Source organism: Citrobacter sp. CK206, from assembly GCF_030333125.1.
Taxonomy (GTDB): Bacteria; Pseudomonadota; Gammaproteobacteria; order Enterobacterales; family Enterobacteriaceae; genus Citrobacter_B; species Citrobacter_B koseri.
This window is the reverse complement of sequence record NZ_JAOWGM010000023.1, coordinates 367,961-390,708: the sequence shown is the minus strand read 5'-3', so window position 1 is coordinate 390,708 and position 22,748 is coordinate 367,961. Positions and strand designations below refer to the sequence as shown.

Annotated in this window: 21 protein-coding genes and 1 tRNA gene; 8 read left to right on the top strand and 14 right to left on the bottom strand. The window is 53.9% G+C overall.

Features of this window, described 5'->3' with window-relative positions:
- Positions 1–13: 13 nt before the first annotated feature.
- Positions 14–1,567 (bottom strand): L-lactate permease, encoded by a 1,554-nt coding sequence (locus OGX81_RS08535; RefSeq protein ID WP_024130918.1) that lies wholly within the window; start codon positions 1,565–1,567, stop codon positions 14–16.
- Positions 1,568–2,059: 492 nt separating this feature from the next.
- On the opposite strand from OGX81_RS08535, the gene OGX81_RS08530 reads away from it, so the two are divergent.
- The 3 genes from OGX81_RS08530 to OGX81_RS08520 are packed head-to-tail and all read left to right on the top strand — an operon-like array spanning position 2,060 to position 4,905.
- On the top strand, positions 2,060–2,779 hold the full coding sequence (locus OGX81_RS08530) for a (Fe-S)-binding protein (RefSeq protein WP_024130919.1): 720 nt from the start codon (positions 2,060–2,062) through the stop codon (positions 2,777–2,779).
- Positions 2,780–2,789: 10 nt separating this feature from the next.
- Positions 2,790–4,217 (top strand): LutB/LldF family L-lactate oxidation iron-sulfur protein, encoded by a 1,428-nt coding sequence (locus tag OGX81_RS08525; RefSeq protein WP_101744090.1) that lies wholly within the window; start codon positions 2,790–2,792, stop codon positions 4,215–4,217.
- On the top strand, positions 4,210–4,905 hold the full coding sequence (locus OGX81_RS08520) for a LutC/YkgG family protein (RefSeq protein ID WP_049011223.1): 696 nt from the start codon (positions 4,210–4,212) through the stop codon (positions 4,903–4,905). The genes OGX81_RS08525 and OGX81_RS08520 overlap by 8 nt, the downstream gene beginning before the upstream one ends.
- Positions 4,906–5,001: 96 nt before the next feature.
- Here OGX81_RS08520 and OGX81_RS08515 read toward each other — a convergent pair.
- A tRNA-Gly gene (locus OGX81_RS08515) sits at positions 5,002–5,075 on the bottom strand.
- 79 nt (positions 5,076–5,154) lie between these two features.
- On the bottom strand, positions 5,155–5,901 hold the full coding sequence (actS, locus tag OGX81_RS08510) for an amidase activator ActS (protein ID WP_058668057.1): 747 nt from the start codon (positions 5,899–5,901) through the stop codon (positions 5,155–5,157).
- Positions 5,902–6,101: 200 nt separating this feature from the next.
- On the opposite strand from actS, the gene idi reads away from it, so the two are divergent.
- Positions 6,102–6,647 (top strand): isopentenyl-diphosphate Delta-isomerase, encoded by a 546-nt coding sequence (gene idi, locus OGX81_RS08505; RefSeq protein WP_012134992.1) that lies wholly within the window; start codon positions 6,102–6,104, stop codon positions 6,645–6,647.
- Positions 6,648–6,826: 179 nt separating this feature from the next.
- Here idi and lysS read toward each other — a convergent pair whose 3' ends face one another.
- The 5 genes from lysS to xerD all read right to left on the bottom strand — a co-directional run bounded on the left by lysS (position 6,827) and on the right by xerD (position 12,908).
- Positions 6,827–8,344, bottom strand: a complete 1,518-nt coding sequence (lysS, locus tag OGX81_RS08500; protein WP_012134993.1) for a lysine--tRNA ligase — start codon at positions 8,342–8,344, stop codon at positions 6,827–6,829.
- Positions 8,345–8,353: 9 nt separating this feature from the next.
- A protein-coding gene (gene prfB, locus OGX81_RS08495; RefSeq protein ID WP_096753903.1) for a peptide chain release factor 2 occupies positions 8,354–9,452 on the bottom strand; the annotation gives its coding sequence in 2 pieces (ribosomal slippage) (positions 8,354–9,376 and positions 9,378–9,452; 1,098 coding nt in all).
- Positions 9,453–9,538: 86 nt separating this feature from the next.
- Positions 9,539–11,272: a single-stranded-DNA-specific exonuclease RecJ gene (recJ, locus tag OGX81_RS08490; RefSeq protein ID WP_049008966.1), complete on the bottom strand. Its 1,734-nt coding sequence runs from the start codon at positions 11,270–11,272 to the stop codon at positions 9,539–9,541.
- 5 nt (positions 11,273–11,277) lie between these two features.
- Positions 11,278–11,988 (bottom strand): bifunctional protein-disulfide isomerase/oxidoreductase DsbC, encoded by a 711-nt coding sequence (gene dsbC, locus OGX81_RS08485; protein ID WP_104868222.1) that lies wholly within the window; start codon positions 11,986–11,988, stop codon positions 11,278–11,280.
- A 23-nt stretch (positions 11,989–12,011) separates the two neighbouring features.
- Entirely contained in the window at positions 12,012–12,908 is an 897-nt protein-coding gene (gene xerD, locus OGX81_RS08480) for a site-specific tyrosine recombinase XerD (RefSeq protein ID WP_012134998.1), read from the bottom strand.
- A gap of 103 nt (positions 12,909–13,011) precedes the next feature.
- Here xerD and fldB point away from each other — a divergent pair, with 103 nt between their 5' ends.
- The gene (gene fldB, locus OGX81_RS08475; RefSeq protein ID WP_012134999.1) at positions 13,012–13,536 is read left to right on the top strand and encodes a flavodoxin FldB; all 525 of its coding nucleotides are present in this window, start codon (positions 13,012–13,014) and stop codon (positions 13,534–13,536) included.
- Between the two features lie 97 nt (positions 13,537–13,633).
- Here fldB and OGX81_RS08470 read toward each other — a convergent pair whose 3' ends face one another.
- Together OGX81_RS08470 and sdhE are read right to left on the bottom strand one after the other, a co-directional pair.
- Positions 13,634–14,041, bottom strand: a complete 408-nt coding sequence (locus tag OGX81_RS08470) for a protein YgfX (protein ID WP_024130921.1) — start codon at positions 14,039–14,041, stop codon at positions 13,634–13,636.
- Positions 14,022–14,288, bottom strand: a complete 267-nt coding sequence (gene sdhE / locus OGX81_RS08465; RefSeq protein WP_024130922.1) for an FAD assembly factor SdhE — start codon at positions 14,286–14,288, stop codon at positions 14,022–14,024. Before sdhE ends, OGX81_RS08470 begins: the two co-directional genes overlap by 20 nt.
- A 256-nt stretch (positions 14,289–14,544) precedes the next feature.
- Here sdhE and ygfZ point away from each other — a divergent pair, with 256 nt between their 5' ends.
- On the top strand, positions 14,545–15,525 hold the full coding sequence (gene ygfZ, locus OGX81_RS08460; protein ID WP_104868221.1) for a tRNA-modifying protein YgfZ: 981 nt from the start codon (positions 14,545–14,547) through the stop codon (positions 15,523–15,525).
- Between the two features lie 154 nt (positions 15,526–15,679).
- On the opposite strand, the gene trhA is transcribed toward ygfZ, so the two are convergent.
- Positions 15,680–16,339, bottom strand: a complete 660-nt coding sequence (gene trhA, locus OGX81_RS08455) for a PAQR family membrane homeostasis protein TrhA (RefSeq protein ID WP_012135004.1) — start codon at positions 16,337–16,339, stop codon at positions 15,680–15,682.
- 161 nt (positions 16,340–16,500) lie between these two features.
- Positions 16,501–16,812, bottom strand: a complete 312-nt coding sequence (gene yqfB, locus OGX81_RS08450; RefSeq protein WP_047461422.1) for a N(4)-acetylcytidine aminohydrolase — start codon at positions 16,810–16,812, stop codon at positions 16,501–16,503.
- 52 nt (positions 16,813–16,864) lie between these two features.
- On the opposite strand from yqfB, the gene OGX81_RS08445 reads away from it, so the two are divergent.
- Entirely contained in the window at positions 16,865–17,593 is a 729-nt protein-coding gene (locus OGX81_RS08445) for a MurR/RpiR family transcriptional regulator (protein ID WP_012135006.1), read from the top strand.
- A gap of 120 nt (positions 17,594–17,713) precedes the next feature.
- A complete protein-coding gene (gene bglA, locus OGX81_RS08440; RefSeq protein WP_012135007.1) occupies positions 17,714–19,147 on the top strand; it encodes a 6-phospho-beta-glucosidase BglA in 1,434 nt (477 codons plus the stop codon).
- A gap of 109 nt (positions 19,148–19,256) precedes the next feature.
- On the opposite strand, the gene gcvP is transcribed toward bglA, so the two are convergent.
- Both gcvP and gcvH read right to left on the bottom strand, forming a co-directional pair.
- Entirely contained in the window at positions 19,257–22,130 is a 2,874-nt protein-coding gene (gcvP, locus tag OGX81_RS08435) for an aminomethyl-transferring glycine dehydrogenase (protein ID WP_104868220.1), read from the bottom strand.
- 221 nt (positions 22,131–22,351) lie between these two features.
- On the bottom strand, positions 22,352–22,741 hold the full coding sequence (gene gcvH / locus OGX81_RS08430) for a glycine cleavage system protein GcvH (protein ID WP_104868219.1): 390 nt from the start codon (positions 22,739–22,741) through the stop codon (positions 22,352–22,354).
- Positions 22,742–22,748 lie beyond the last annotated feature (7 nt).

Here is a 22,748-nt window from a genome sequence, read left to right as displayed (position 1 = left end):
GCGCAAAATAACGTTAAGTCATAAACCAGTAATAAAAGAGACCAACTTTTAATCCAAGGATTACAATATAGGCACAGCAGTACTTCATAGTGCCGGACATTATCTGATTCGCCTGTCCTTCCATTTTGGTTGCCGAAACCGCAATGGCGATACTTTGCGGTGAAATCATTTTCCCGCCTGTTGCGCCGGAGGTATTTGCCGCAGCCAGCCAGTTTGGATCAATATTTAATTTACTGGCGGCAATGGTTTGTAGTTTGCCAAACAGAATATTCGAGTTGGTGTCGCTGCCGGTAACAAACGTTCCCAGCGCGCCAATCACCGGAGCGAGAAAAACGTACGAGCTTCCGGTCAGATCGACAATCGACTGGGCCAGCGTGGAGATAATACCACTAAGATCCATTACCGTTGCCAGGGCGACGATCGCCATAATCGCGACAATGGAATTTTTAAGCTGGAACACGGTTTTGATAAACACTTCCAGCATACCGCGTGCTGATGCCCCCTGAATAAAACCGCCAATAATGGTCGCAAAGATAATCAACATTCCGGGCGTGGTGACCCATTCAACTTTCAGCGCCAGCGTTTTGCCATCGGCCAGCGTAAAATGCAGCACCGAAGCCAACTGAGAAGCCGCCGCTTTTATCGTTGGAAATAACGGCGAGCACAGCAGAATAAAGACAAAAATAAACAGATAGATAGAACCGACCCGGAACAGCACTTTCGCCGAGCGCGGCGTCGTTTCACGGGTGTGGCTGACTTCAATGCGCCACTCGGGATCTGTTTTCCCTTTACGCAGGCGGCTGGCAATTGCGACGGCAAAAAGACTGACCAGGCTGCCGGCAAAAGCGGGTAATTCTGCCCCGAGATGTATGGCGACAAAATACTGCGGAACAAGCGTTGTGATACCGCAAAGCAGCGTAATAAGGAACACGCCGCGAATGGCTTTCAGGCCACCGCCAATAATGCAAATTATGACAAACGGCAGCAGGATATTAAAAAGGGCTAATTGCAGAATAATCGTTCCGCCTAAGGTGTAAACCGGCAGATTAACCTGTTCAGCCAGGATAGAGACCGGAATACCAACCGCCCCGAACGCCGTGGGTACGGTGTTGGCCACAAGTGAAGCAATTGCTGCCTTCAGTGGGTTGAATCCCAGCGCGATGAGAATACCGATAGGTATCGCGACCGCCGTACCGTACCCGGCAGCCGCTTCAAGGAATCCACCGAAACACCACGAAATCAGCAGTACCTGAATACGCTTATCTTCGCTAATACTGGCGAGAATATCGCGGAGAATATCCAGCGCTTTGGTCGCCTGCATGACGTTATAACTGAATATAGCGCCGAGGATCACAATCACGATCGGCCATAATCCTTTCAGTGCGCCATAACCCATCGAGGCTTTAAGATTTTGTACTGGCATGTCCCAGAATATTGCAGACAGCGCGGCAGTGAATGCCAGCGAAATCAAAACTGAATAATGGATGGGCATTTTCAATTTCAGAATTAAAAATACCATAAGCAGCAAAGGAGAGAGTGCCAGGGCAAACATAAAATATTCGTTCATTACTATTCCTGATTGGTTCATTAAACCTGATTTATATTTATGGTGGGGAGGCTACATTGCTGGTCAAATGAAATATGTAAACTGAATCGCTTCAGTGAATAAAGTAATTATGATTTGTAGTTTTGTAACTATTGTAATCTTTTAATTAAAATTCAATGCCAGGCAAATATACTTAAGAGCAAGACAGATACCTATAAATAGTTATTTAACAACCTGTTTAATAATGATACTGACGAAATTAGTAATCACTTGAAACTATTTTTCGGACGTTCACATCGCTGTGGTTTTCATTATAAAAATGTGAGCGATGCCGAAATAAATAAACCCGGGTATTGCATATGGGTATTGATTGGTGGATTATTCTATTTTGTCATACAAATGAACGTAGAGTAGGATAAACCGAAAAACAATGGTCGTTTTTATTATTGATTTATGACCCGGTGGCCGGTTGCCATCGGGGCTAAATAGAAGTGAAGCAATGGAGCATTGATTGTGAATGTAAATTTCTTTGTTACCTGTATTGGTGACGCGCTGAAATCACGGATGGCCCGAGACTCCGTATTGCTGCTGGAAAAACTGGGCTGCCGCGTTAATTTCCCTGAGAAGCAAGGGTGTTGCGGCCAGCCAGCCATCAACAGCGGCTACATCAAAGAAGCGATCCCTGGGATGAAAAACCTGATCGCAGCGCTGGAAGACAACGACGACCCGATTATCTCTCCTGCTGGCTCCTGTACCTACGCGGTAAAAAGCTACCCGACATATCTGGTCGATGAACCTGAATGGGCGTTACGTGCGGAAAAGGTCGCCGCGCGCATGCAGGATCTCACCTCCTTTATCGTTAATAAACTGGGTGTGGTGGATGTGGGAGCCAGCCTTCAGGGCAGAGCCGTCTATCACCCATCCTGTAGCCTGACCCGCAAGCTGGGAGTGAAGGAAGAGCCGCTCACGCTACTGAAAAATGTGCGCGGGCTGGAGCTGTTGACGTTTGCCGATCAGGATACCTGCTGCGGATTTGGCGGGACGTTCTCGGTCAAAATGGCCGAAATATCCGGCGAGATGGTGAAAGAGAAAGTCTTACACCTGATGGATGCCCGGCCTGAATATTTGATTGGCGCAGACGTCAGCTGCCTGCTGAACATTGGCGGTCGACTGCAACGGGAAGGCCAGCCGGTCAAAGTGATGCATATTGCTGAAGTGCTGATGAGCCGCTGAGGGGAAAGAGATGTCGATAAAAACCAGCGATGTAGAATTTAAACTGCGCATTCGTCAGCAAATTGAAGATCCGATCATGCGCAAAGCCGTGGCCAATGCGCAGGAGCGAATCGGCGCGAATCGGCAAAAAATGGTCGATGAGTTAGGGCACTGGGACGAATGGCGTGACCGTGCCAGCCAGATCCGCGATCACGTTCTGAGTAATCTCGACGCTTACCTGTATCAACTCACCGAGAAAGTGACAGAAAACGGCGGACACGTCTATTTCGCCAAAACCAAAGAAGAAGCCACCCGCTACATTTTACAGGTCGCACAAAGTAAAAACGCGCGCAAGGTAGTGAAGTCCAAGTCGATGGTGACCGAAGAGATTGGCGTCAATCATGTATTGCAGGATGCCGGAATTCAGGTGATCGAAACCGATCTGGGCGAGTATATTCTCCAGTTGGATCAAGACCCACCTTCACACGTTGTGGTTCCGGCAATCCATAAGGATCGCTATCAGATCCGCCGCGTGCTGCATGAACGTCTGGGCTATAACGGCCCGGAAACGCCAGAAGCGATGACCTTATTCATCCGCCAGAAGATCCGCGAGGATTTCCTCAGCGCTGAAATCGGTATTACCGGCTGTAATTTCGCCGTGGCGGAAACCGGATCGGTGTGCCTGGTGACCAACGAAGGCAATGCGCGGATGTGTACCACGCTGCCGAAAACGCACATTGCGGTGATGGGGATGGAGCGTATCGCCCCCACCTTTGCCGAGGTGGACGTACTGATCACCATGCTGGCGCGCAGCGCCGTTGGCGCACGTTTGACGGGTTACAACACCTGGCTGACCGGCCCACGCGAGGCAGGCCACGTTGACGGGCCGGAAGAGTTCCACCTGGTTATCGTGGATAACGGGCGTTCCCAGGTACTCGGTTCTGAATTTCGCGACGTGCTGCGCTGCATTCGCTGCGGAGCCTGTATGAACACCTGCCCGGCATACCGCCACATTGGTGGACACGGCTATGGCTCAATCTATCCCGGCCCTATCGGCGCGGTGATTTCCCCGCTGCTCGGCGGTTATAAGGATTTTAAAGATCTGCCGTATGCCTGTTCATTATGCACGGCCTGCGACAGCGTCTGCCCGGTGCGCATTCCGCTGTCAAAACTGATCCTGCGCCATCGCCGAGTGATGGCCGAAGAGGGCATTACCCCGAAAGCCGAGCGACGGGCGATCAAAATGTTCGCTTATGCCAATAGCCATCCTGGGCTGTGGAAAGTCGGGATGATGGCGGGCGCCCATGCGGCAAGCTGGTTTATTAATGGCGGTAAAACGCCGCTTAAAGTTGGCGCCATTGGTGACTGGATGGAGGCGCGAGATCTCCCTGATGCTGACGGAGAGAGTTTCCGTAGCTGGTTTAAGAAACATCAGGCAGAGGAGAAAAAGAATGGATAACCGTAGCGCGTTTTTAAACACCATCGCCCAGGCGCTGGGCCGCCCGCTGCGATTCGAACCGCAGGCAGATACGCTGCCGGTTAACAACTATGCGAACGAGCGACTGACCGAACTTAGCCAGCAGCAGCGCTGCGACGCGTTTATCCAGTTTGCGAGCGATGTCATGCTGGTACGCTGCGAACTGACCAGCGAAGCGCAGGCGCCGGAAGCGGCGTTACGCCTGTGTGAAGAACTGGGACATAAATCGGTGGTGCTCAGCGGCGACAGTCGGCTGGTTGAACTGGGCATCACCGAACGCTTGCAGCAGGAATGCAACGCCGTGGTCTGGGACCCGACCCGGGGAGCAGAGAATGTTACCCAGGCCGAGCAAGCGAAAGTCGGCGTAGTGTATGCCGAATATGGCTTAACGGAATCGGGCGGTGTGGTGCTGTTTTCCGCGCCGGAGCGCGGGCGTTCATTAAGCCTGCTGCCGGAATCCTCGATTTTCGTGCTGCGCAAGAGCACTATCCTGCCACGCGTGGCGCAACTGGCGGAAAAACTGCATCAGAAAGCGCAGGCCGGTGAACGCATGCCATCGTGTATTAACATCATCAGTGGCCCCAGCTCAACGGCGGATATCGAACTGATCAAGGTGGTCGGCGTGCATGGCCCGGTTAAGGCGGTATATCTGATTATTGAAGATTGTTGACACGGTTGTTAATGACCGCACTACTGGCATGGACGCCATAATAGCGGGCAGTTAATCCTGTTGGGCGTTGAATGCGGAGTTCAGGAAACTTGAAGCTGGAGCGGGCGAAGGGAATCGAACCCTCGTATAGAGCTTGGGAAGCTCTCGTTCTACCATTGAACTACGCCCGCTTCGAGATGCGTAAGGCATTATAAACCTTACGCTCTTATTGACAAGGTACTTGCTCACTGACTGGCGATTAATTCACCGTCAGCATTTTGGTTTGCTCCCCTGCGGCGGTAAATAACGCAGCGGATCAATCGCTGTTGCGCGGTAGCGAATCTGGAAGTGCAAGCGAACGGAATCCGCATCAGTGCTCCCCATTGTGGCAATTTTCTGCCCGGCTTTCACGCTCTGCCCGTTGTTAACTAACAGCGTGTCGTTGTGAGCATAAGCGGTGATGTAATCCTCATTATGTTTAATCATGATGAGGTTCCCGTAACCGCGTAACTGGTTGCCGACATAGACCACCTTCCCTGCCCCTGCCGCATAAATCGGCGTGCCGCGCGCGGCGGAAATATCAATGCCTTTGTTGCCGCCTTCCGCCGTTGAATAAGGCAAAATGACTTTGCCGCTGGCAGGCCAGCGCCAGCAACGTTGCCCTACCGGAGGCCAGGAAGATTGCGGCACAGAAGAGGACGGTCTGACTGCCGCCGTTTTCGTAGAGGATTTCGCCGTGGTCGCACGCGATGAACCGGAACGCTTCGCCCCTCCGCCCAGTTTCAGTTTTTGCCCGACCTCAATGGTGTAAGGCGGGGAAATACCGTTCAGGCGGGCCAGTTCTTTCACGCTGGTTCCCGTCGTACGCGAAATGCGGTAGAGCGTATCTCCCCGCTTAACGGTATAGACGGAACCCGAATCAGAAGATTGATTGCTGGAGCAGCCCGCTAAAAGCAAGCCTGCACAAAGCAGCATCACAATACTCAGGCTCTTGTTGTTCAGGCGTCCTGCACTCAAAACTATTCCTCGCAACATTTCAAACGCCTTATCATAGCAGCCAAAAGCCAGATGCCCAATGTATTGCCATCGGTGTCACGATATCTCCTTCTTGCCGCCGCTACTTTTGGTAATGCCTTTCCACCCTATATAGACTACGCTAGTTGCCAGAGTATATGGCTTGCAGCAGTATGCGGCTATTTTCATATTCAGGAGTTTTTATGACCGGGGAACATGTCATATTGCTGGATGAGCAGGGTAATCCTGACGGCATACTGGAGAAATATGCGGCTCATACCTCTGATACCCTTTTACATCTCGCCTTCTCATGCTGGTTGTTTAACGCGCAGGGGCAATTGCTGGTCACTCGCCGCTCGCTCAGTAAAAAAGCGTGGCCGGGAGTCTGGACCAACTCAGTATGCGGGCACCCGCAGCAGGGAGAAAGCACTGAAGCGGCAATTATCCGACGCAGCCGTTTTGAGCTTGGCGTCGAAATTACCAACCTGACGCCCGTCTATCCAGATTTTCGCTATCGGGCAACTGACCCGAATGGCATCGTGGAAAATGAGGTCTGTCCGGTATACGCCGCGCAGGTGACCAGTGCGCTACAGGTAAACCCGGATGAAGTGATGGACTACCAGTGGAGCGGCCTGGAAACCGTACTGCAAGCATTGAGCGCGGCGCCGTGGGCGTTCAGTCCGTGGATGGTGTTGCAGGCGTCTGACGACAAGGCGCGTGAGTTGTTGCGGGAGTATAACCAGGGGTAATTTACTGGCTTTGTGCCCGGTGGCGCTGTGCTTACCGGGCCTACAGAGGAGCAAAACGTAGGCCGGATAAGGCAAAGCCGCCATCCGGCTTTGTGCCCGGTGGCGCTACGCTTACCGGGCCTACAGAGATGCAAAACGTAGGCCGGATAAGGCAAAGCCGCCATCCGGCATCTCACGTCTTATTTTACCGGACGCATCGCCGGGAACAGAATCACGTCGCGGATGGTGTGGCTGTTGGTGAACAGCATTACCATGCGGTCGATACCAATTCCCAGACCCGCTGTCGGCGGCAGGCCGTGCTCCAGAGCGGTAACGTAGTCTTCGTCGTAGAACATCGCTTCGTCGTCACCGGCTTCTTTCGCGTTAACCTGATCCTGGAAACGCTGCGCCTGATCTTCTGCATCGTTCAGCTCGCTAAAGCCGTTACCGATTTCACGGCCGCCGATGAAGAATTCAAAGCGGTCGGTGATTTCCGGGTTCACGTCGTTACGGCGCGCCAGCGGAGAAACCTCTGCCGGATATTCGGTGATGAAGGTCGGCTGAATCAGGTGCGCTTCCGCCACTTCTTCGAAGATCTCAGTTACGATGCGGCCCAGGCCCCAGCTTTTCTCAACCTTGATGCCGATAGATTCAGCGATCGCTTTGGCGGAGTCGAAGTTATCCAGATCGGCCATATCCGTTTCAGGACGGTATTTCTTGATAGCCTCGCGCATGGTCAGTTTTTCGAACGGCTTGCCGAAGTCGAACACTTCATCGCCGTAAGGCACTTCAGTTTTGCCCAGGATATCCTGCGCCAGCGTACGGAACAGCGATTCGGTCAGTTCGATCAGGTCTTTATAGTCCGCATACGCCATATAGAGTTCCATCATGGTGAACTCTGGGTTATGACGAACGGAGATCCCTTCGTTACGGAAGTTGCGGTTGATTTCGAACACACGCTCGAAGCCGCCAACCACCAGACGCTTCAGGTACAGTTCCGGCGCGATACGCAGGTACATGTCCAGATCCAGCGCGTTGTGATGGGTGATAAACGGACGTGCTGCCGCACCGCCAGGAATCACCTGCATCATCGGGGTTTCCACTTCCATAAAGCCGCGGCCCACCATGAACTGACGAATACCCGCCATAATCTGTGAACGGACTTTAAAGGTGTTACGGGATTCATCGTTAGAGATGAGATCCAAGTAACGCTGGCGATAGCGCGCTTCCTGATCCTGCAAGCCGTGGAATTTATCCGGCAGCGGACGCAGCGCTTTGGTCAGCAGACGCAGTTCGGTGCAGTGGATGGACAGCTCACCGGTTTTGGTCTTGAACAGCTTCCCTTTCGCGCCGAGGATATCGCCCAGATCCCATTTTTTGAACTGCTCGTTGTAAACGCCTTCCGGCAGATCGTCACGGGCAACGTACAGCTGAATACGGCCGCCGACATCCTGCAACGTAACGAAAGACGCTTTACCCATAATACGACGGGTCATCATACGGCCCGCAACGGACACTTCGATGTTCAGCGCTTCCAGTTCTTCGTTCTCTTTCGCGTCGAAGTCAGCGTGCAGTTGGTCTGAGGTGTGATCGCGACGGAAATCATTCGGGAACGGAATACCCTGCTCGCGCAGGCTAGCCAGCTTCTCGCGGCGCGTTTTCAGTTCATTGTTAAGATCGGTTACCGCGTCAGCGCCCTGTGCGTGTTGTTCAGACATGTTGGTTCCTCATAACCCTGCTTTCAAACTTGCTTCGATAAATTGATCCAGGCTGCCATCCAGCACCGCCTGCGTGTTACGGGTCTCAACCCCGGTACGCAAGTCTTTAATGCGGGAGTCATCAAGGACATAAGAACGAATCTGGCTGCCCCAGCCGATGTCGGATTTGTTATCTTCCATCGCCTGTTTCTCGGCATTTTTCTTCTGCATCTCCAGTTCATAAAGCTTCGCTTTCATCTGCTTCATGGCCTGGTCTTTGTTTTTGTGCTGGGAACGGTCGTTCTGGCACTGCGTCACAATCCCGGTCGGGATGTGCGTAATACGTACCGCAGATTCTGTACGGTTAACGTGCTGACCGCCCGCACCGGATGCGCGATAAACGTCGATACGCAGGTCTGCCGGGTTGATCTCGATATCAATATCATCGTCAACTTCCGGGTAGACGAACGCGGAGCTGAACGAGGTATGACGACGGCCGCCGGAATCGAACGGGCTCTTACGCACCAGGCGATGAACGCCGGTTTCGGTACGCAGCCAGCCATAGGCGTATTCGCCGGAAATCTTGATGGTGACGGATTTGATCCCCGCGACTTCACCTTCAGACTCTTCAATAATTTCGGTTTTAAAGCCGCGCGCTTCTGCCCAGCGCAGATACATACGCTCCAGCATGCTTGCCCAGTCCTGCGCTTCAGTACCGCCGGAACCTGCCTGAATATCGAGGTAGCAATCCGCGCTGTCATACTCACCGGAGAACATACGACGGAATTCCAGCTGCGCCAGCTTTTCTTCCAGCGTATCGAGTTCAGCTACGGCTTCGTTAAAGGTTTCTTCGTCGTCGGCTTCTACAGCCAGCTCCAGCAGCCCGGAAACATCTTCCAGACCCTGAGTCATTTGGTCGAGGGTGTCGACAATCGCTTCAAGGGAGGAACGCTCTTTGCCCAGCGCCTGCGCGCGTTCGGGTTCGTTCCAGACATCCGGCTGTTCCAGCTCGGCGTTTACTTCTTCCAGACGCTCTTTCTTGGCATCGTAGTCAAAGATACCCCCTAAGAACGTCAGAGCGTTCCGTGAGGTCCTGAATGCGGTTATTTACCGGGTTAATTTCAAACATGGTCTGATTTCTTTTATTGGACTAGTCAAAATGCAGTGATAAGAGCGGAATTCTACCGGATTCGCGCTCTCATTAATATACTGTTGTCAATTTGGCCAGAGGTGATCAATGATCAGCTGTAGGCTACGGTTGCCGCGAAACTCGTTGATATCCAGCTTATAGGCAAGCTGAACTTCGCGTACGCCGTTATCCGGCCAGCAGGCGGTATCAACGTTAAACGCAATGCCGTCCAGCAGCGGGCCGCCGCCAACCGGTTCGACCATCACTTTCAGGTGGCGTTCGCCGACCAGCCGCTGCTGCAACAGGCGAAAACGTCCGTCAAACAGCGGTTCCGGGAACATCTGCCCCCACGGCCCTGCGTCACGCAGCAGTTGCGCCACTTCCATCGTCATCTCAGCCACGCTCAGCGGGCCGTCAGAAACCACTTCGCCCTGTAGCAACGATGGGTCGAGCCACTCGGTCACCAGCTCGCCAAAACGCTGCTGGAAATGTTCAAACTGCGCCTCTTCCAGCGACAATCCTGCCGCCATCGCATGGCCGCCGAATTTGAGCATCATCCCCGGATACAGCGTATCCAGACGCTCCAGCGCATCGCGCATATGCAGCCCCTGAATGGAACGACCGGAACCTTTCAGCGTACCGTCACCGGCGGGCGCAAAGGCAATCACCGGGCGATGGAAGCGCTCTTTAATGCGCGAAGCCAGAATGCCGACCACGCCCTGATGCCATTCTGGATGATACATCGCCAGGCCGCCAGGCAGCGTTTCACGGCTGCGTTCCAGTTTCTCGCACAGGGTCAGCGCTTCCGCCTGCATCCCCTGTTCGATCTCTTTACGCGTCTGGTTCAGCGCATCCAGTTCATTCGCCAGCACCCGCGCTTCGCCGATGTTATCGCACAGCAGCAACGCCACGCCGACGGACATATCATCCAGCCGCCCTGCGGCATTCAGACGCGGCCCCAGCGCAAAGCCTAAATCGCTGGCCGCCAGCTTCTGCGGATCGCGGTTCGACACCTCAAGCAGCGCCTTAATGCCTGGACGACATTTCCCGGCGCGGATACGGCTCAGCCCCTGCCACGTCAGGATGCGGTTATTGGCGTCCAGCGGCACCACGTCCGCCACCGTGCCTAACGCGACCAGGTCGAGCAGTTCCGCCAGATTCGGCGGCGTAATGCCACGCTCATCAAACCAGCCTTTATCACGCAGGAAAGTGCGCAGCGCCAGCATCAGATAGAACGCCACGCCAACGCCTGCCAGCGACTTCGACGGGAAATCGCAATCTCGCAAATTCGGGTTAATGATGGCTTCTGCGTCAGGTAGCGTATCGCCCGGCAGGTGGTGATCGGTCACCACCACCGGAATCCCCAACGCTCTGGCATGTTCCACACCGGTATGAGAAGAGATACCGTTATCCACCGTCACAATCAGCTGCGCGCCGCGAGCATGCGCCTGATCGACCACTTCCGGGCTTAATCCGTAGCCGTCTTCAAAACGGTTTGGCACCAGGTAGCTGATATTGTTACAGCCCAGCGAACGCATACCGAGGACGCTAAGCGCCGTACTGGTGGCGCCATCTGCGTCAAAATCGCCCACGACGACGATGCGAGTCCCCTCGCGAAACGCGTTATAGAGGATCTCAACCGCCTTTTCGACGCCGCTAAGCTGCTGCCACGGCAGCATCCCTTTTACGCTGCGCTCCAGCTCCTGCGCGCTGCGTACGCCCCGGCTGGCGTATAAACGGCGCAGCAGCGGCGGCAGGTCGGCTGGCAGCTCAGCTGTCTCGTCGGCCTCACGCCGACGAAGTTGTATCTGTTGTTTCACGCGAATTATTTACCGCTGGTCTGTTTCTGGTGCGCGTCAAGGAACGCCTTCATCTCTTTCGGCCCCTGATAGCCAGGCACCACATAGCCGTTGCTCAGCACAATCGCTGGCGTGCCGCTCACGCCGAACTGCACGCCCAGCGCATAATGATTGGCGATATCGATATCGCAGGTGGCGGCTTTCACGCCTTTGCCCGCCATCGCCTCATCAAAGGCTTTGTTTCGGTCTTTCGCGCACCAGATGGACTTCATATCCTGCTCGGCCTGGCTTTCCAGCCCCTGGCGCGGGAAGGCCAGATAACGCACGGTAATCCCCAGCGCGTTATAGTCTTTCATCTCTTCATGCAGCTTGTGACAGTAGCCGCAGGTGATATCGGTAAAGATGGTGATGACATGTTTTTCCTGCGGCGCTTTGTAAACAATCATCTCTTTTTCCAGCGCATTCAGGTGTTTCATCAGCAACTGATTGGTGACATTTACCGGCGACGCGCCGCTGACGTCATACATCGGCCCCTGAATAATATGCTTACCATCGTCGGTGACGTACAGCACGCCGCTGTTGGTCAGCACGGTTTTCATGCCTGCAACCGGCGCGGGCTGAATTTCCGTGCTCTGCACGCCCAGCTTAGTCAGCGACTGGCGAATGGCTGCATCGTCCGCATGAACCATTCCCGAAAATGCCGCCAGCAGGGTGAACATCATAAAACGTTTTTTCATAACCTATCCTTTCCTGTCAGCACTCACGCTCGCGGGTGATGCTGTTGATGAAGTTGACGCAAGCGCTCCGTTGCGACATGAGTATAAATTTGTGTGGTCGAGAGATCGCTATGCCCAAGCAGCATCTGTACAACGCGTAAGTCAGCGCCATGATTCAGCAAATGGGTGGCGAAAGCGTGACGCAAAACGTGCGGCGACAGCTTTTCGCTGTCGATTCCCGCCAGCACGGCATAGTGTTTAATGCGGTGCCAGAAGGTCTGACGCGTCATTTGTTGCGCCCGCTGGCTGGGAAATAAAACGTCAATCGACACGCCGTTCAACAGCCACGGGCGCCCGTGCTCCAGATACGTCTCCAGCCAGTACACCGCCTCTTCGCCCAACGGCACCAGACGTTCTTTATTGCCTTTACCGATAACCCGCACGACGCCCTGGCGCAGGCTGATATCGCTCATGGTCAGCCCGACCAGCTCAGAAACGCGCAGGCCCGTCGCATACAGCACTTCCAGCATTGCTTTGTCGCGTAATTCCAGCGGTTGGTCAACAACTGGCGACTGTAATAATCTCTCAACTTGTGCTTCGCTGAGATCTTTTGGCAAACGCTGCGGAAGTTTGGGCGACGCGAGCTGCGCGCTCGGATCGTCCTCACGAAATTTTTCACGGTACAGATGCTGAAAGAAGCGCCGCGTAGCGCTCAACAACCGTGCGGAACTGGTGGCTTTATACCCGCCATCCATACGTTCCGCCAGCAGCGTTTGTAAATCATCGCTCTGCACCGTCGCCAGCGTTTTTCCACGATGATGCAACCATTCGACCACCATCGACAAGTCGCGCCGATACGCGCTCAGCGTATTTTCCGCCAGATTACGCTCCAGCCACAGGGCATCGAGAAACTGCTCGATACGCGCCAGATCCTTATCCATCTCGGGCCCCTCTGCGTGTTAAATCAACGCCATTATGCCTGAAGCCGACGCCTTTCTGGTACACTAGCCGCATCGTCATCGCAAGAATCGAGAGCAGTACGTCATGAATATCGGCCTTTTTTATGGTTCCAGCACCTGCTATACCGAAATGGCAGCGGAAAAAATTCGCGACATTATTGGCCCGGAACTGGTCACATTACACAACCTCAAGGATGACTCTCCGACCTTAATGGAGCAGTACGATGTGCTCATTTTAGGCATTCCGACCTGGGATTTTGGTGAAATACAGGAAGACTGGGAAGCCGTCTGGAATCAACTGGACGATCTCAAGCTGGAAGGCAAAATTGTCGCGCTCTACGGCATGGGCGACCAGTTGGGCTACGGCGAGTGGTTCCTGGATGCGCTGGGTATGCTGCATGACAAACTTGTCACCAAAGGCGTTAAATTTGTCGGCTACTGGCCTACCGAAGGCTATGAGTTCACCAGCCCGAAACCGGTCATTGCCGATGGGCAACTTTTTGTCGGCCTGGCGCTGGATGAAACCAACCAGTACGATCTCAGCGATGAGCGCATCCAGGCCTGGTGCGAGCAAATTCTCGGTGAGATGGCAGAGCACTATTCCTGCTGACCGTTTTGCCGGATGGCGGCGTGAACGCCCTGTCCGGCCTGCATGGCGCACCGAACCGTAGGCCTTAAAGCTGCGCGCCATCAGGCCTTCGTTGGCGTTACCCCTGCGTCGCCTGTTGCAACATTAACCGCCGTAAATCCCGCCACTCGGCGTCATCCATGCTGTCCGCCGCCAGCCACAAGTGCTGACGCTTCCCGCTGTCGGCGCGCAAACGCAGCATCATGCCGGTTTTAAGCATCCAGGGCGGGCCCTGAATCGTCCAGTCTTGCCCTTGCCAACGTAAACGCCCATCCATCAGCAGTTTAATTTCGCCCTGCCGGGTATTAATCCGCCGCTGACTGCGCACACAGTCGAACACCACCAGCGAAAGCAATATCAGCCAGAGCGGCGTGTAGCTCAATGGCCAGGGCATCAATAAAACCAATGCGGCGACAAGCCCATGAATGAGCAAAGAGAGCCATTGTGCGCGCCAGGAGACGCGTAAATCAGATTGCCACAGGACCACGTTCCCGATTCCGTGTCTGGATGAGTTTCACCATTTGTTCCAGTTCTGCATCCCCCGGTTTACCGTGGTTCATCAACCAGTTAAATAAATCAGGATCGTCGCATTCCAGCAAACGAACAAAGATGCATTTTTCTTCATCGCTTAAGTTATCGTACTCATGTTCGAAAAACGGCATGATAGAAATGTCGAGCTCACGCATACCGCGACGGCATGCCCAATGAATACGTGCTTTGTTATTAATATCCATGTTCTTCTTCCTGTCTCGCGAAAATGAAGTACCCGGCTATTGTAACGTGTTTTTCATGTTCTTTTACGGGAATCTCCATAAACGGAAGCATGATCGGCAAATAAAACCACATTAAGTCAAAGGGTTCATCGATTTTGCATCGCGCCTCGCAAAGCGGGCGATAAGGCACAAATGGGATGTTTAAACCGCTTGCAATGGGCTATAGCTCTTTTACCATTAGTCACTATTACTGCGTTAAGCAAATCAGGACATTATTATGGCTTTTACACCTTTTCCTCCTCGTCAACCGTCCGCGTCAGCCCGTTTGCCTCTGACGCTGATCACTCTCGATGACTGGGCGCTGGCCTCGATCACCGGCGCCGACAGCGAGAAGTATATGCAAGGTCAGGTCACCGCGGACGTCAACCAGCTTACCGAACAGCAACACTTACTGGTCGCCCATTGCGATGCAAAAGGGAAGATGTGGAGCAACCTGCGTCTGTTCCGCGACGGCGACGGTTTTGCCTGGATTGAACGCCGCAGTCTGCGCGAGGCCCAACTGACCGAGCTGAAAAAATACGCCGTGTTCTCTAAAGTCGCGATCGCGCCTGACGATGAGCGTGTTCTGCTCGGTATCGCTGGTTTTCAGGCTCGCGCAGCGCTGGCGAATATCTTTAGCGAGTTACCGAACAGCGAAAAACAGGTCGTGAGCGAAGGAGCGTCCACCCTGCTTTGGTTTGAACATCCGGCGGAACGTTTTCTGCTGATTACGGATGTTGCCACGGCTGAATCCCTGACTGAAAAACTGCGTGGCGAAGCGGCGCTGAACAACAGCCAGCAGTGGCTGGCGCTGGATATTGAAGCGGGCATTCCGGTCATTGACTCCGCGAACAGCGGGCAATTTATACCGCAGGCAACCAACCTACAGGCGCTGGGCGGCATCAGCTTTAAGAAAGGCTGCTACAGCGGGCAGGAGATGGTCGCCCGGGCAAAATTCCGCGGTGCGAACAAACGCGCGCTCTGGTCTCTGGCGGGTAAAGCCAGCCGCGTACCGGAAACCGGAGAAGATCTGGAGTTGCAGATGGGTGAGAACTGGCGTCGTACCGGCACCGTTCTTGCGGCAGTGCAACTGGATGACGGCCAGATTCTGGTGCAGGTGGTCATGAACAACGATATGGAAGCTGACAGCGTATTTCGCGTACGCGATGATGCGAATACTCTGCACATCGTACCGCTGCCCTATTCGCTGGAAGAGTGAAAAGAATAACGCCTGATGGCGCTGCGCTTATCAGGCCTACGGTTCAGTGCGCCATGCAGGCCGGATAAGGTATTAGCCGCCATCCGGCAGTTGGGTTTCAGGCCCCATCCCTCGTAGGCCGGATAAGGCGTAGCCGCCATCCGGCAACAGTGTGTCAGACCTGCCCTACATACAGATAGATCGCCAGAAAGTGGCACACGCTGCCGCCCAGCACAAACCCGTGCCAGATTGCATGGTTATAGGGAATGCGTTTGCAGACGTAGAAAATCACGCCTAGCGAATAGACCACGCCGCCGACCGCCAGCAGCGTCACGCCTCCCGCCGCCAGTTTGATCGCCAGTTGATAAACCACAATCAGCGACAGCCACCCCATCGTTAAATACGTTACCAGCGAGAGAACCTTAAACCGGTGGGCAATAGTCAGCTTGAATAAAATACCGAGCAGCGCCAGGCTCCAGATGACAATCATCAGCCCACGCGCCAGCGGCGAATCCAGCCCCACCAGCAAAAACGGCGTATAGGTTCCGGCAATCAGCAGATAGATAGCGCAGTGGTCGAATTTTTTCAGCCAGATCTTCGCCCGCTGATGCGGAATCGCGTGGTAGAGGGTTGAAGCAAGAAACAGCAGGATCATGCTGCCGCCGTACAGGCTGTAGCTGGTAATGGCCGTTGCACTGGCATTCGCGTCTACCGCCTGAACCAGTAACAGCACCAGACCGACAATACCAAACACCAACCCAATACCGTGGCTGATGCTATTGGCAATTTCCTCTGCCAGCGAATATCCCTGTGCGATTAATGGTTTCTGCACCATAGCTTACTCCAAAGAACGTTCACAATCGTGATAGCGTTTCTAGCGTAACTGAGAATGGTTCCAGTGAACACATGTTAGCTAAAATAAATATCAACTTAAGATTAATCTTTTTAAATCATGATGTTGAAACTTATTTTTCAACTAACAGTTGTTCATTAAAATCAAAGGCATTTAAAATCAATCACATAAAATTGCGTCTGATCCGGGTAAATCCCGGCAATCACATGTTTAAGCTCTTCAAGCGTCATGTTTTCCTGCCGGGCATGTTTTTCCGTTAGCGTGTCCAGCGTGACGGTTGAGGTGCCAACAACCTCAATTGTGCAGAAGTAACCCTCATCTTCGAAGCGTCCAACCCGTAGAATATCCCCGGCTTTGAAGTGTGATTCGGACTCGTCACGAATGGTGATAGTTTTGCGTCCGGCCAGAATGTCATCCTGGAAACGCTGAAAAAAAGTGATGTCATTTGGCTGCATGTTATTATTCCCTATAGATGAAGTCTGATGAGTGAGTTTTGCCATTGTGAGTATGTTCTCCCACGCTGCCATCGCCAGTCTCAACAATCTTGAGATGCTGGTCTACAACTATGTCATCAAAAACCGTGACAAAGTCATGTACATGACCATTCGCGAACTGGCTGATGCCGTGGGCGTTTCCACCACCACCGTGCTGCGCTTTTGTCGCAAACTTCACTGTGACGGCTACTCTGAATTCCGCGTGCGCTTTAAATTATATTTAGAGCAGGATGAGCCGCAACAGGCTAATTTTGGCGCCAGCGAAATTATCAGTTTCTTTAAAAGCGTCAATAACGATGAGTTTGATAAATTACTCGATCAGGCTGTCGATATCATTTTATCTTCCGAACGTATTATATTTGTCGGCGCAGGAACTTCCGGCGCGCTGGCAAAATATGGCGCACGTTTTTTCTCTAACGTCGGGAAATTCAGTAATCATATTGACGATCCTTATTTTCCGGTCACCAACGACATGGCAAAAAACGCGCTGGCGATTGTGCTTTCAGTATCGGGAGAGACTGCGGAGATCCTGCGCTTTGCCAGCCAGTTCAGCCTGCACAACTGCAAAGTGCTGTCGATTACCAGCCATGAACACTCGGCGCTGGCAAAGCTGGCTGATTTTAATCTCTCCTGGCATGTACCACAAACCCGTATTGCCGGCGTTTATGATATTACAACGCAGATCCCCGTTATCTATATTCTTGAATCATTAGGCCGTAAGCTGGCGAAAAAATTAGCGTAAAAAAACAATTTGTTTTTTGGGCGTAACAAATTACACCAACGCTATTTTGTTATATCGTGACTTTTTGCCTTCCTTTGTTAGACTCAAAATCAGATTGTATTAATTTGAGATTGAGCAACAATGAAAAAACTCACCTTACCAAAAGATTTCTTATGGGGCGGCGCAGTTGCCGCTCATCAGGTTGAAGGCGGCTGGAACAAAGGCGGCAAAGGGCCGAGCATCTGTGATGTGCTGACCGGCGGAGCGCATGGCGTACCGCGTGAAATCACCCGACAAGTCGTAGCGGGTAAATATTATCCGAACCATGAAGCGGTCGATTTTTATGGTCACTATAAAGAAGACATTAAGCTGTTCGCCGAGATGGGGTTTAAATGCTTTCGCACCTCTATCGCCTGGACCCGCATTTTCCCGCAGGGTGACGAGACGCAACCGAACGAAGAAGGGCTGAAATTCTACGATGATATGTTCGATGAGTTGCTCAGATACAACATCGAACCGGTCATCACCCTCTCCCACTTTGAAATGCCGCTGCATCTGGTACAGCAATACGGCGGCTGGACCAACCGTAAAGTGGTGGATTTCTTCGTCCGCTTCGCGGAGGTGGTATTTGAGCGCTACAAGCACAAAGTCAAATACTGGATGACCTTCAACGAGATCAACAACCAGCGCAACTGGCGCGCGCCGCTGTTTGGCTACTGTTGTTCCGGCGTGGTGTATACCGAGCATGAAAACCCGGAAGAAACCATGTATCAGGTGCTGCATCACCAGTTCGTCGCCAGCGCGCTGGCGGTGAAGGCGGCACGCCGCATCAACCCGGAGATGAAGGTCGGCTGTATGCTGGCGATGGTCGCGCTCTATCCGTTTTCCTGTAAGCCGGAAGATGTCATGTTCGCGCAGGAATCCATGCGTGAGCGCTATGTGTTTACCGACGTTCAGCTACGCGGCTACTACCCGTCTTATGTACTGAACGAATGGGAACGTCGCGGCTTTAACATCAACATGGACGCTGGCGACGCGGAGATTCTGCGCGAAGGCACCTGCGATTACCTTGGCTTCAGCTATTACATGACTAACGCAGTAAAAGCGGAAGGCGGTAGCGGCGATGCCATTTCCGGCTTCGAGGGCAGCGTGCCGAATCCGCACGTCAAAGCCTCCGACTGGGGCTGGCAGATTGACCCGGTCGGCCTGCGTTATTCCCTGTGCGAGCTGTATGAACGCTATCAGAAGCCGCTGTTTATTGTGGAAAATGGGTTTGGCGCCTACGACAAAGTGGAAGAAGACGGTAGCATCAACGACGATTACCGCATCGACTATCTGCGTGCTCACGTAGAAGAGATGATGAAAGCGGTGACGTATGATGGCGTGGATCTGATGGGCTATACGCCGTGGGGCTGCATCGACTGCGTGTCATTCACGACCGGACAATACAGCAAGCGTTACGGTTTTATTTACGTGAATAAGCATGACGACGGCAGCGGCGATATGTCGCGCTCGCGGAAGAAAAGTTTTACCTGGTATAAAGAGGTTATCGCCAGCAACGGCGAGAAGCTGTAATTTTTTGCCGGATGGCGGCTAATACCTTATCCGGCCGACAAGTTCTGTCTCCGAATAAAAAAAGCCGGGTAGCGCTTGCGCTTACCCGGCCTACAACATGGCAGAGAGATTACTGATATTCGCTCATCGGTACGCAGGAGCAGAACAGGTTACGGTCGCCGTAAACGTCATCAAGGCGTTTCACGGTCGGCCAGTACTTGTTCGCTACCCCCGCCGGGAACACCGCGACTTCACGGCTGTATCCGTGGTTCCACTCCGCGACCAGCTCATTCTGCGTGTGCGGCGCGTTAACCAGCGGGTTATCCTCCAGCGGCCACTCACCAGCTTTCACGCGATCGATTTCCGCGCGAATCGCCAGCATCGCATTGATAAAGCGATCCAGCTCCATCTTGCTTTCAGATTCCGTCGGTTCAACCATCAACGTTCCCGCCACCGGGAACGACATGGTCGGCGCGTGGAAGCCGTAGTCGATCAAACGCTTGGCAATATCCAGCTCGCTGATGCCGGTTTCTTCTTTCAGCGGGCGGATGTCGAGAATACACTCGTGCGCCACGCGGCCATCGCGACCGGTATACAGCACCGGATACGCGTCTTTCAGGCGGCTGGCGATATAGTTGGCGTTCAGAATCGCCACCTGGCTCGCCTGCTTCAGCCCTTCCGCGCCCATCATGCGGATGTACATCCAGCTGATCGGCAGAATGGATGCGCTGCCGAACGGTGCGGCGGACACCGCGCCCTGACGGGTCAGCATCCCTTCGATCTGCACCACGCTGTGACCCGGAACAAACGGCGCCAGATGTGATTTCACGCCGATCGGCCCCATACCCGGGCCGCCGCCGCCGTGCGGAATGCAGAAGGTTTTATGCAGGTTGAGGTGTGAAACATCCGCGCCGATGAAGCCCGGAGAGGTAATGCCAACCTGCGCGTTCATGTTTGCGCCATCGAGGTATACCTGGCCGCCGAACTGATGCACGATCTCGCACACCTCACGAATGGTTTCTTCGTACACGCCGTGGGTGGATGGGTAAGTCACCATGATGCAAGAGAGATTGTCACCCGCCTGCTCGGCTTTAGCGCGCAGATCCGCCAGATCGATGTTGCCGTTCTTATCGCATGCGACCACCACCACCTGCATACCCGCCATCTGTGCGGAAGCCGGGTTGGTGCCGTGAGCGGAGGCCGGGATCAGACAGATATCGCGATGACCGTCGTTGCGGCTTTCGTGATAATGACGAATCGCCAGCAGGCCCGCGTATTCGCCCTGCGCGCCGGAGTTCGGCTGCATACACACGGCATCATAGCCCGTCAGTTTCACCAGCCAGTCAGAAAGCTGGTTGATCATCTGATGATACCCTTCCGCCTGATCTGCCGGGCAGAACGGATGCAGTTCCGCAAATTCCGGCCAGGTGATGGGGATCATCTCCGCCGCCGCGTTCAGCTTCATGGTACAGGAACCCAGCGGGATCATTGCCTGGTTCAGCGCCAGATCTTTACGCTCCAGCGAGTGCATGTAGCGCATCATCTCCGTTTCGCTGTGGTAACGGTTGAACACCGGATGCGTCAGGATCGCGTCATCACGCAGCATACTCTCCTGGATAGAGCGGCTATCGTGCGCCACGTCTTTATCCAGCGTATCAATGTTCAGACCGTGGTCGTCGCCCAGCAGTACAGAGAACAGTTGCAGCACGTTTTCGCGGGTTGTCGTTTCATCCAGCGTGATGCCGACAGCGTTGTGGATGTCGCTGCGCAGGTTGATCTCTGCGGCTTCCGCGCGCGCCAGGACGGCGGCTTTATCGGCCACCTCTACGCACAGGGTGTCGAAGTAATGCGCATGGCGCAGTTTCAGCCCTTTTTGTTGCAGGCCCGCCGCCAGAATGTCGGTCAGGCGGTGAATGCGATTAGCAATGCGCTTCAGCCCAACCGGACCGTGATAAACGGCATACAGGCTGGCGATGTTGGCCAGCAGCACCTGCGAAGTACAAATATTGGAGTTCGCTTTCTCGCGACGGATATGCTGTTCGCGAGTCTGCATAGCCATGCGCAGTGCGGTATTGCCCGCCGCATCTTTCGATACGCCGATAATACGGCCCGGCATGGAACGTTTGAATTCATCTTTGGCGGCAAAGAACGCCGCGTGTGGGCCGCCGTAGCCCATCGGTACACCGAAGCGTTGCGCAGAGCCGAACACAATGTCCGCGCCCTGTTTACCCGGCGCCGTCAGCAGCACCAGCGCCATAAAATCGGCGGCTACGCTGACGACAACTTTACGTGACTTCAGTTCGCTAATCAGCGCGCTGTAGTCGTGGACTTCACCGGTGGTGCCAACCTGCTGCAACAGCACGCCGAACACATCCTGGTGATCCAGCACTTTTTCCGCGTCATCGACGATCACATCAAAACCGAAGGTCTCCGCGCGGGTGCGCACGACGTCCAGCGTTTGCGGGTGAACGTCAGAGGCGACAAAGAAACGGTTGGCGTTTTTCAGTTTGCTGATGCGTTTTGCCATCGCCATCGCTTCTGCGGCAGCGGTTGCTTCATCCAGCAACGAAGCGGAGGCCATATCCAGCCCGGTCAGATCCAGCGTCACCTGCTGGAAATTCAGCAGCGCTTCCAGACGCCCCTGCGAAACTTCCGGCTGATAAGGCGTATACGCAGTGTACCAGCCCGGATTTTCCAGCATATTGCGCAGGATAACCGGCGGCAGCTGCACCGCGGTATAACCCATGCCAATGTAAGACGTGAAGCGCTTGTTGCGACCGGCAATCGCTTTTAATTCGGCCAGCGCGGCGTATTCCGTCGCCGCTTCACCTACCTGCGGCGGCATGGCAAGCTGAATGTCTTTCGGCACAATCTGGCCGATCAGCGCGTTTAACGACTCGGCGCCAACGGTATTCAGCATCTCTTGCTGCTGTGCGGCGTCCGGTCCAATGTGGCGTTCAATGAAAGCGCCGCTGTTTTCAAGCTGGCTTAGCGTCTGTGTCATGGGCGATGGTTCCTGAAACGTGCAGTGAATCGTGATTGTCTCTGGCTCAATTGCCCGGTGGCGCTAACGCTTACCGGGCCTACGCGTGCGAAAACGAATACGCAAAATCATTCACGTTGCAGGACGGCGGCGACGCAGAGAACCCCCAGGAGCTTACATAAGTAAGTGACTGGAGTGAGCGAGGAAGCCAACACACCTGCTGCGTGAAGGATGAAGCGTATTTATTCGTCTTCTAACAATGCTTCGTATGCGGTTGCATCCAGTAGCGAGTCGATTTCGCTTTCGTCGCTGGCTTTGATTTTGAAGATCCAGCCACCCGCATACGGCTCGCTGTTGACCAGTTCAGGGGAGTCGCTGAGCGCGTCGTTTACCGCCACAATCTCACCGCTCACCGGCGCATAAATGTCAGAAGCGGCTTTTACCGATTCTGCTACCGCGCAGTCATCGCCCACCGCAACGGTGGCGCCGACGTCTGGCAGATCGACAAAAACCATATCGCCCAGCAATTCCTGAGCGTGTTCCGTGATGCCAACCGTGTAAGTACCGTCTGCTTCTTTGCGCAGCCATTCGTGTTCTTTGCTGTATTTCAGTTCTACAGGTACGTTGCTCATCAATAAA

Excerpts from the sequence above, each read along its gene's own strand:
- OGX81_RS08535 (WP_024130918.1), bottom strand. The coding sequence starts at position 1,567 with ATGAACGAATATTTTATGTTTGCCCTGGCACTCTCTCCTTTGCTGCTT.
- OGX81_RS08525 (WP_101744090.1), top strand. The coding sequence starts at position 2,790 with ATGTCGATAAAAACCAGCGATGTAGAATTTAAACTGCGCATTCGTCAG.
- OGX81_RS08520 (WP_049011223.1), top strand. The coding sequence starts at position 4,210 with ATGGATAACCGTAGCGCGTTTTTAAACACCATCGCCCAGGCGCTGGGC.
- idi (WP_012134992.1), top strand. The coding sequence starts at position 6,102 with ATGACCGGGGAACATGTCATATTGCTGGATGAGCAGGGTAATCCTGAC.
- lysS (WP_012134993.1), bottom strand. The coding sequence starts at position 8,344 with ATGTCTGAACAACACGCACAGGGCGCTGACGCGGTAACCGATCTTAAC.
- dsbC (WP_104868222.1), bottom strand. The coding sequence starts at position 11,988 with ATGAAAAAACGTTTTATGATGTTCACCCTGCTGGCGGCATTTTCGGGA.
- xerD (WP_012134998.1), bottom strand. The coding sequence starts at position 12,908 with ATGGATAAGGATCTGGCGCGTATCGAGCAGTTTCTCGATGCCCTGTGG.
- fldB (WP_012134999.1), top strand. The coding sequence starts at position 13,012 with ATGAATATCGGCCTTTTTTATGGTTCCAGCACCTGCTATACCGAAATG.
- sdhE (WP_024130922.1), bottom strand. The coding sequence starts at position 14,288 with ATGGATATTAATAACAAAGCACGTATTCATTGGGCATGCCGTCGCGGT.
- ygfZ (WP_104868221.1), top strand. The coding sequence starts at position 14,545 with ATGGCTTTTACACCTTTTCCTCCTCGTCAACCGTCCGCGTCAGCCCGT.
- trhA (WP_012135004.1), bottom strand. The coding sequence starts at position 16,339 with ATGGTGCAGAAACCATTAATCGCACAGGGATATTCGCTGGCAGAGGAA.
- yqfB (WP_047461422.1), bottom strand. The coding sequence starts at position 16,812 with ATGCAGCCAAATGACATCACTTTTTTTCAGCGTTTCCAGGATGACATT.
- OGX81_RS08445 (WP_012135006.1), top strand. The coding sequence starts at position 16,865 with ATGTTCTCCCACGCTGCCATCGCCAGTCTCAACAATCTTGAGATGCTG.
- bglA (WP_012135007.1), top strand. The coding sequence starts at position 17,714 with ATGAAAAAACTCACCTTACCAAAAGATTTCTTATGGGGCGGCGCAGTT.
- gcvP (WP_104868220.1), bottom strand. The coding sequence starts at position 22,130 with ATGACACAGACGCTAAGCCAGCTTGAAAACAGCGGCGCTTTCATTGAA.
- gcvH (WP_104868219.1), bottom strand. The coding sequence starts at position 22,741 with ATGAGCAACGTACCTGTAGAACTGAAATACAGCAAAGAACACGAATGG.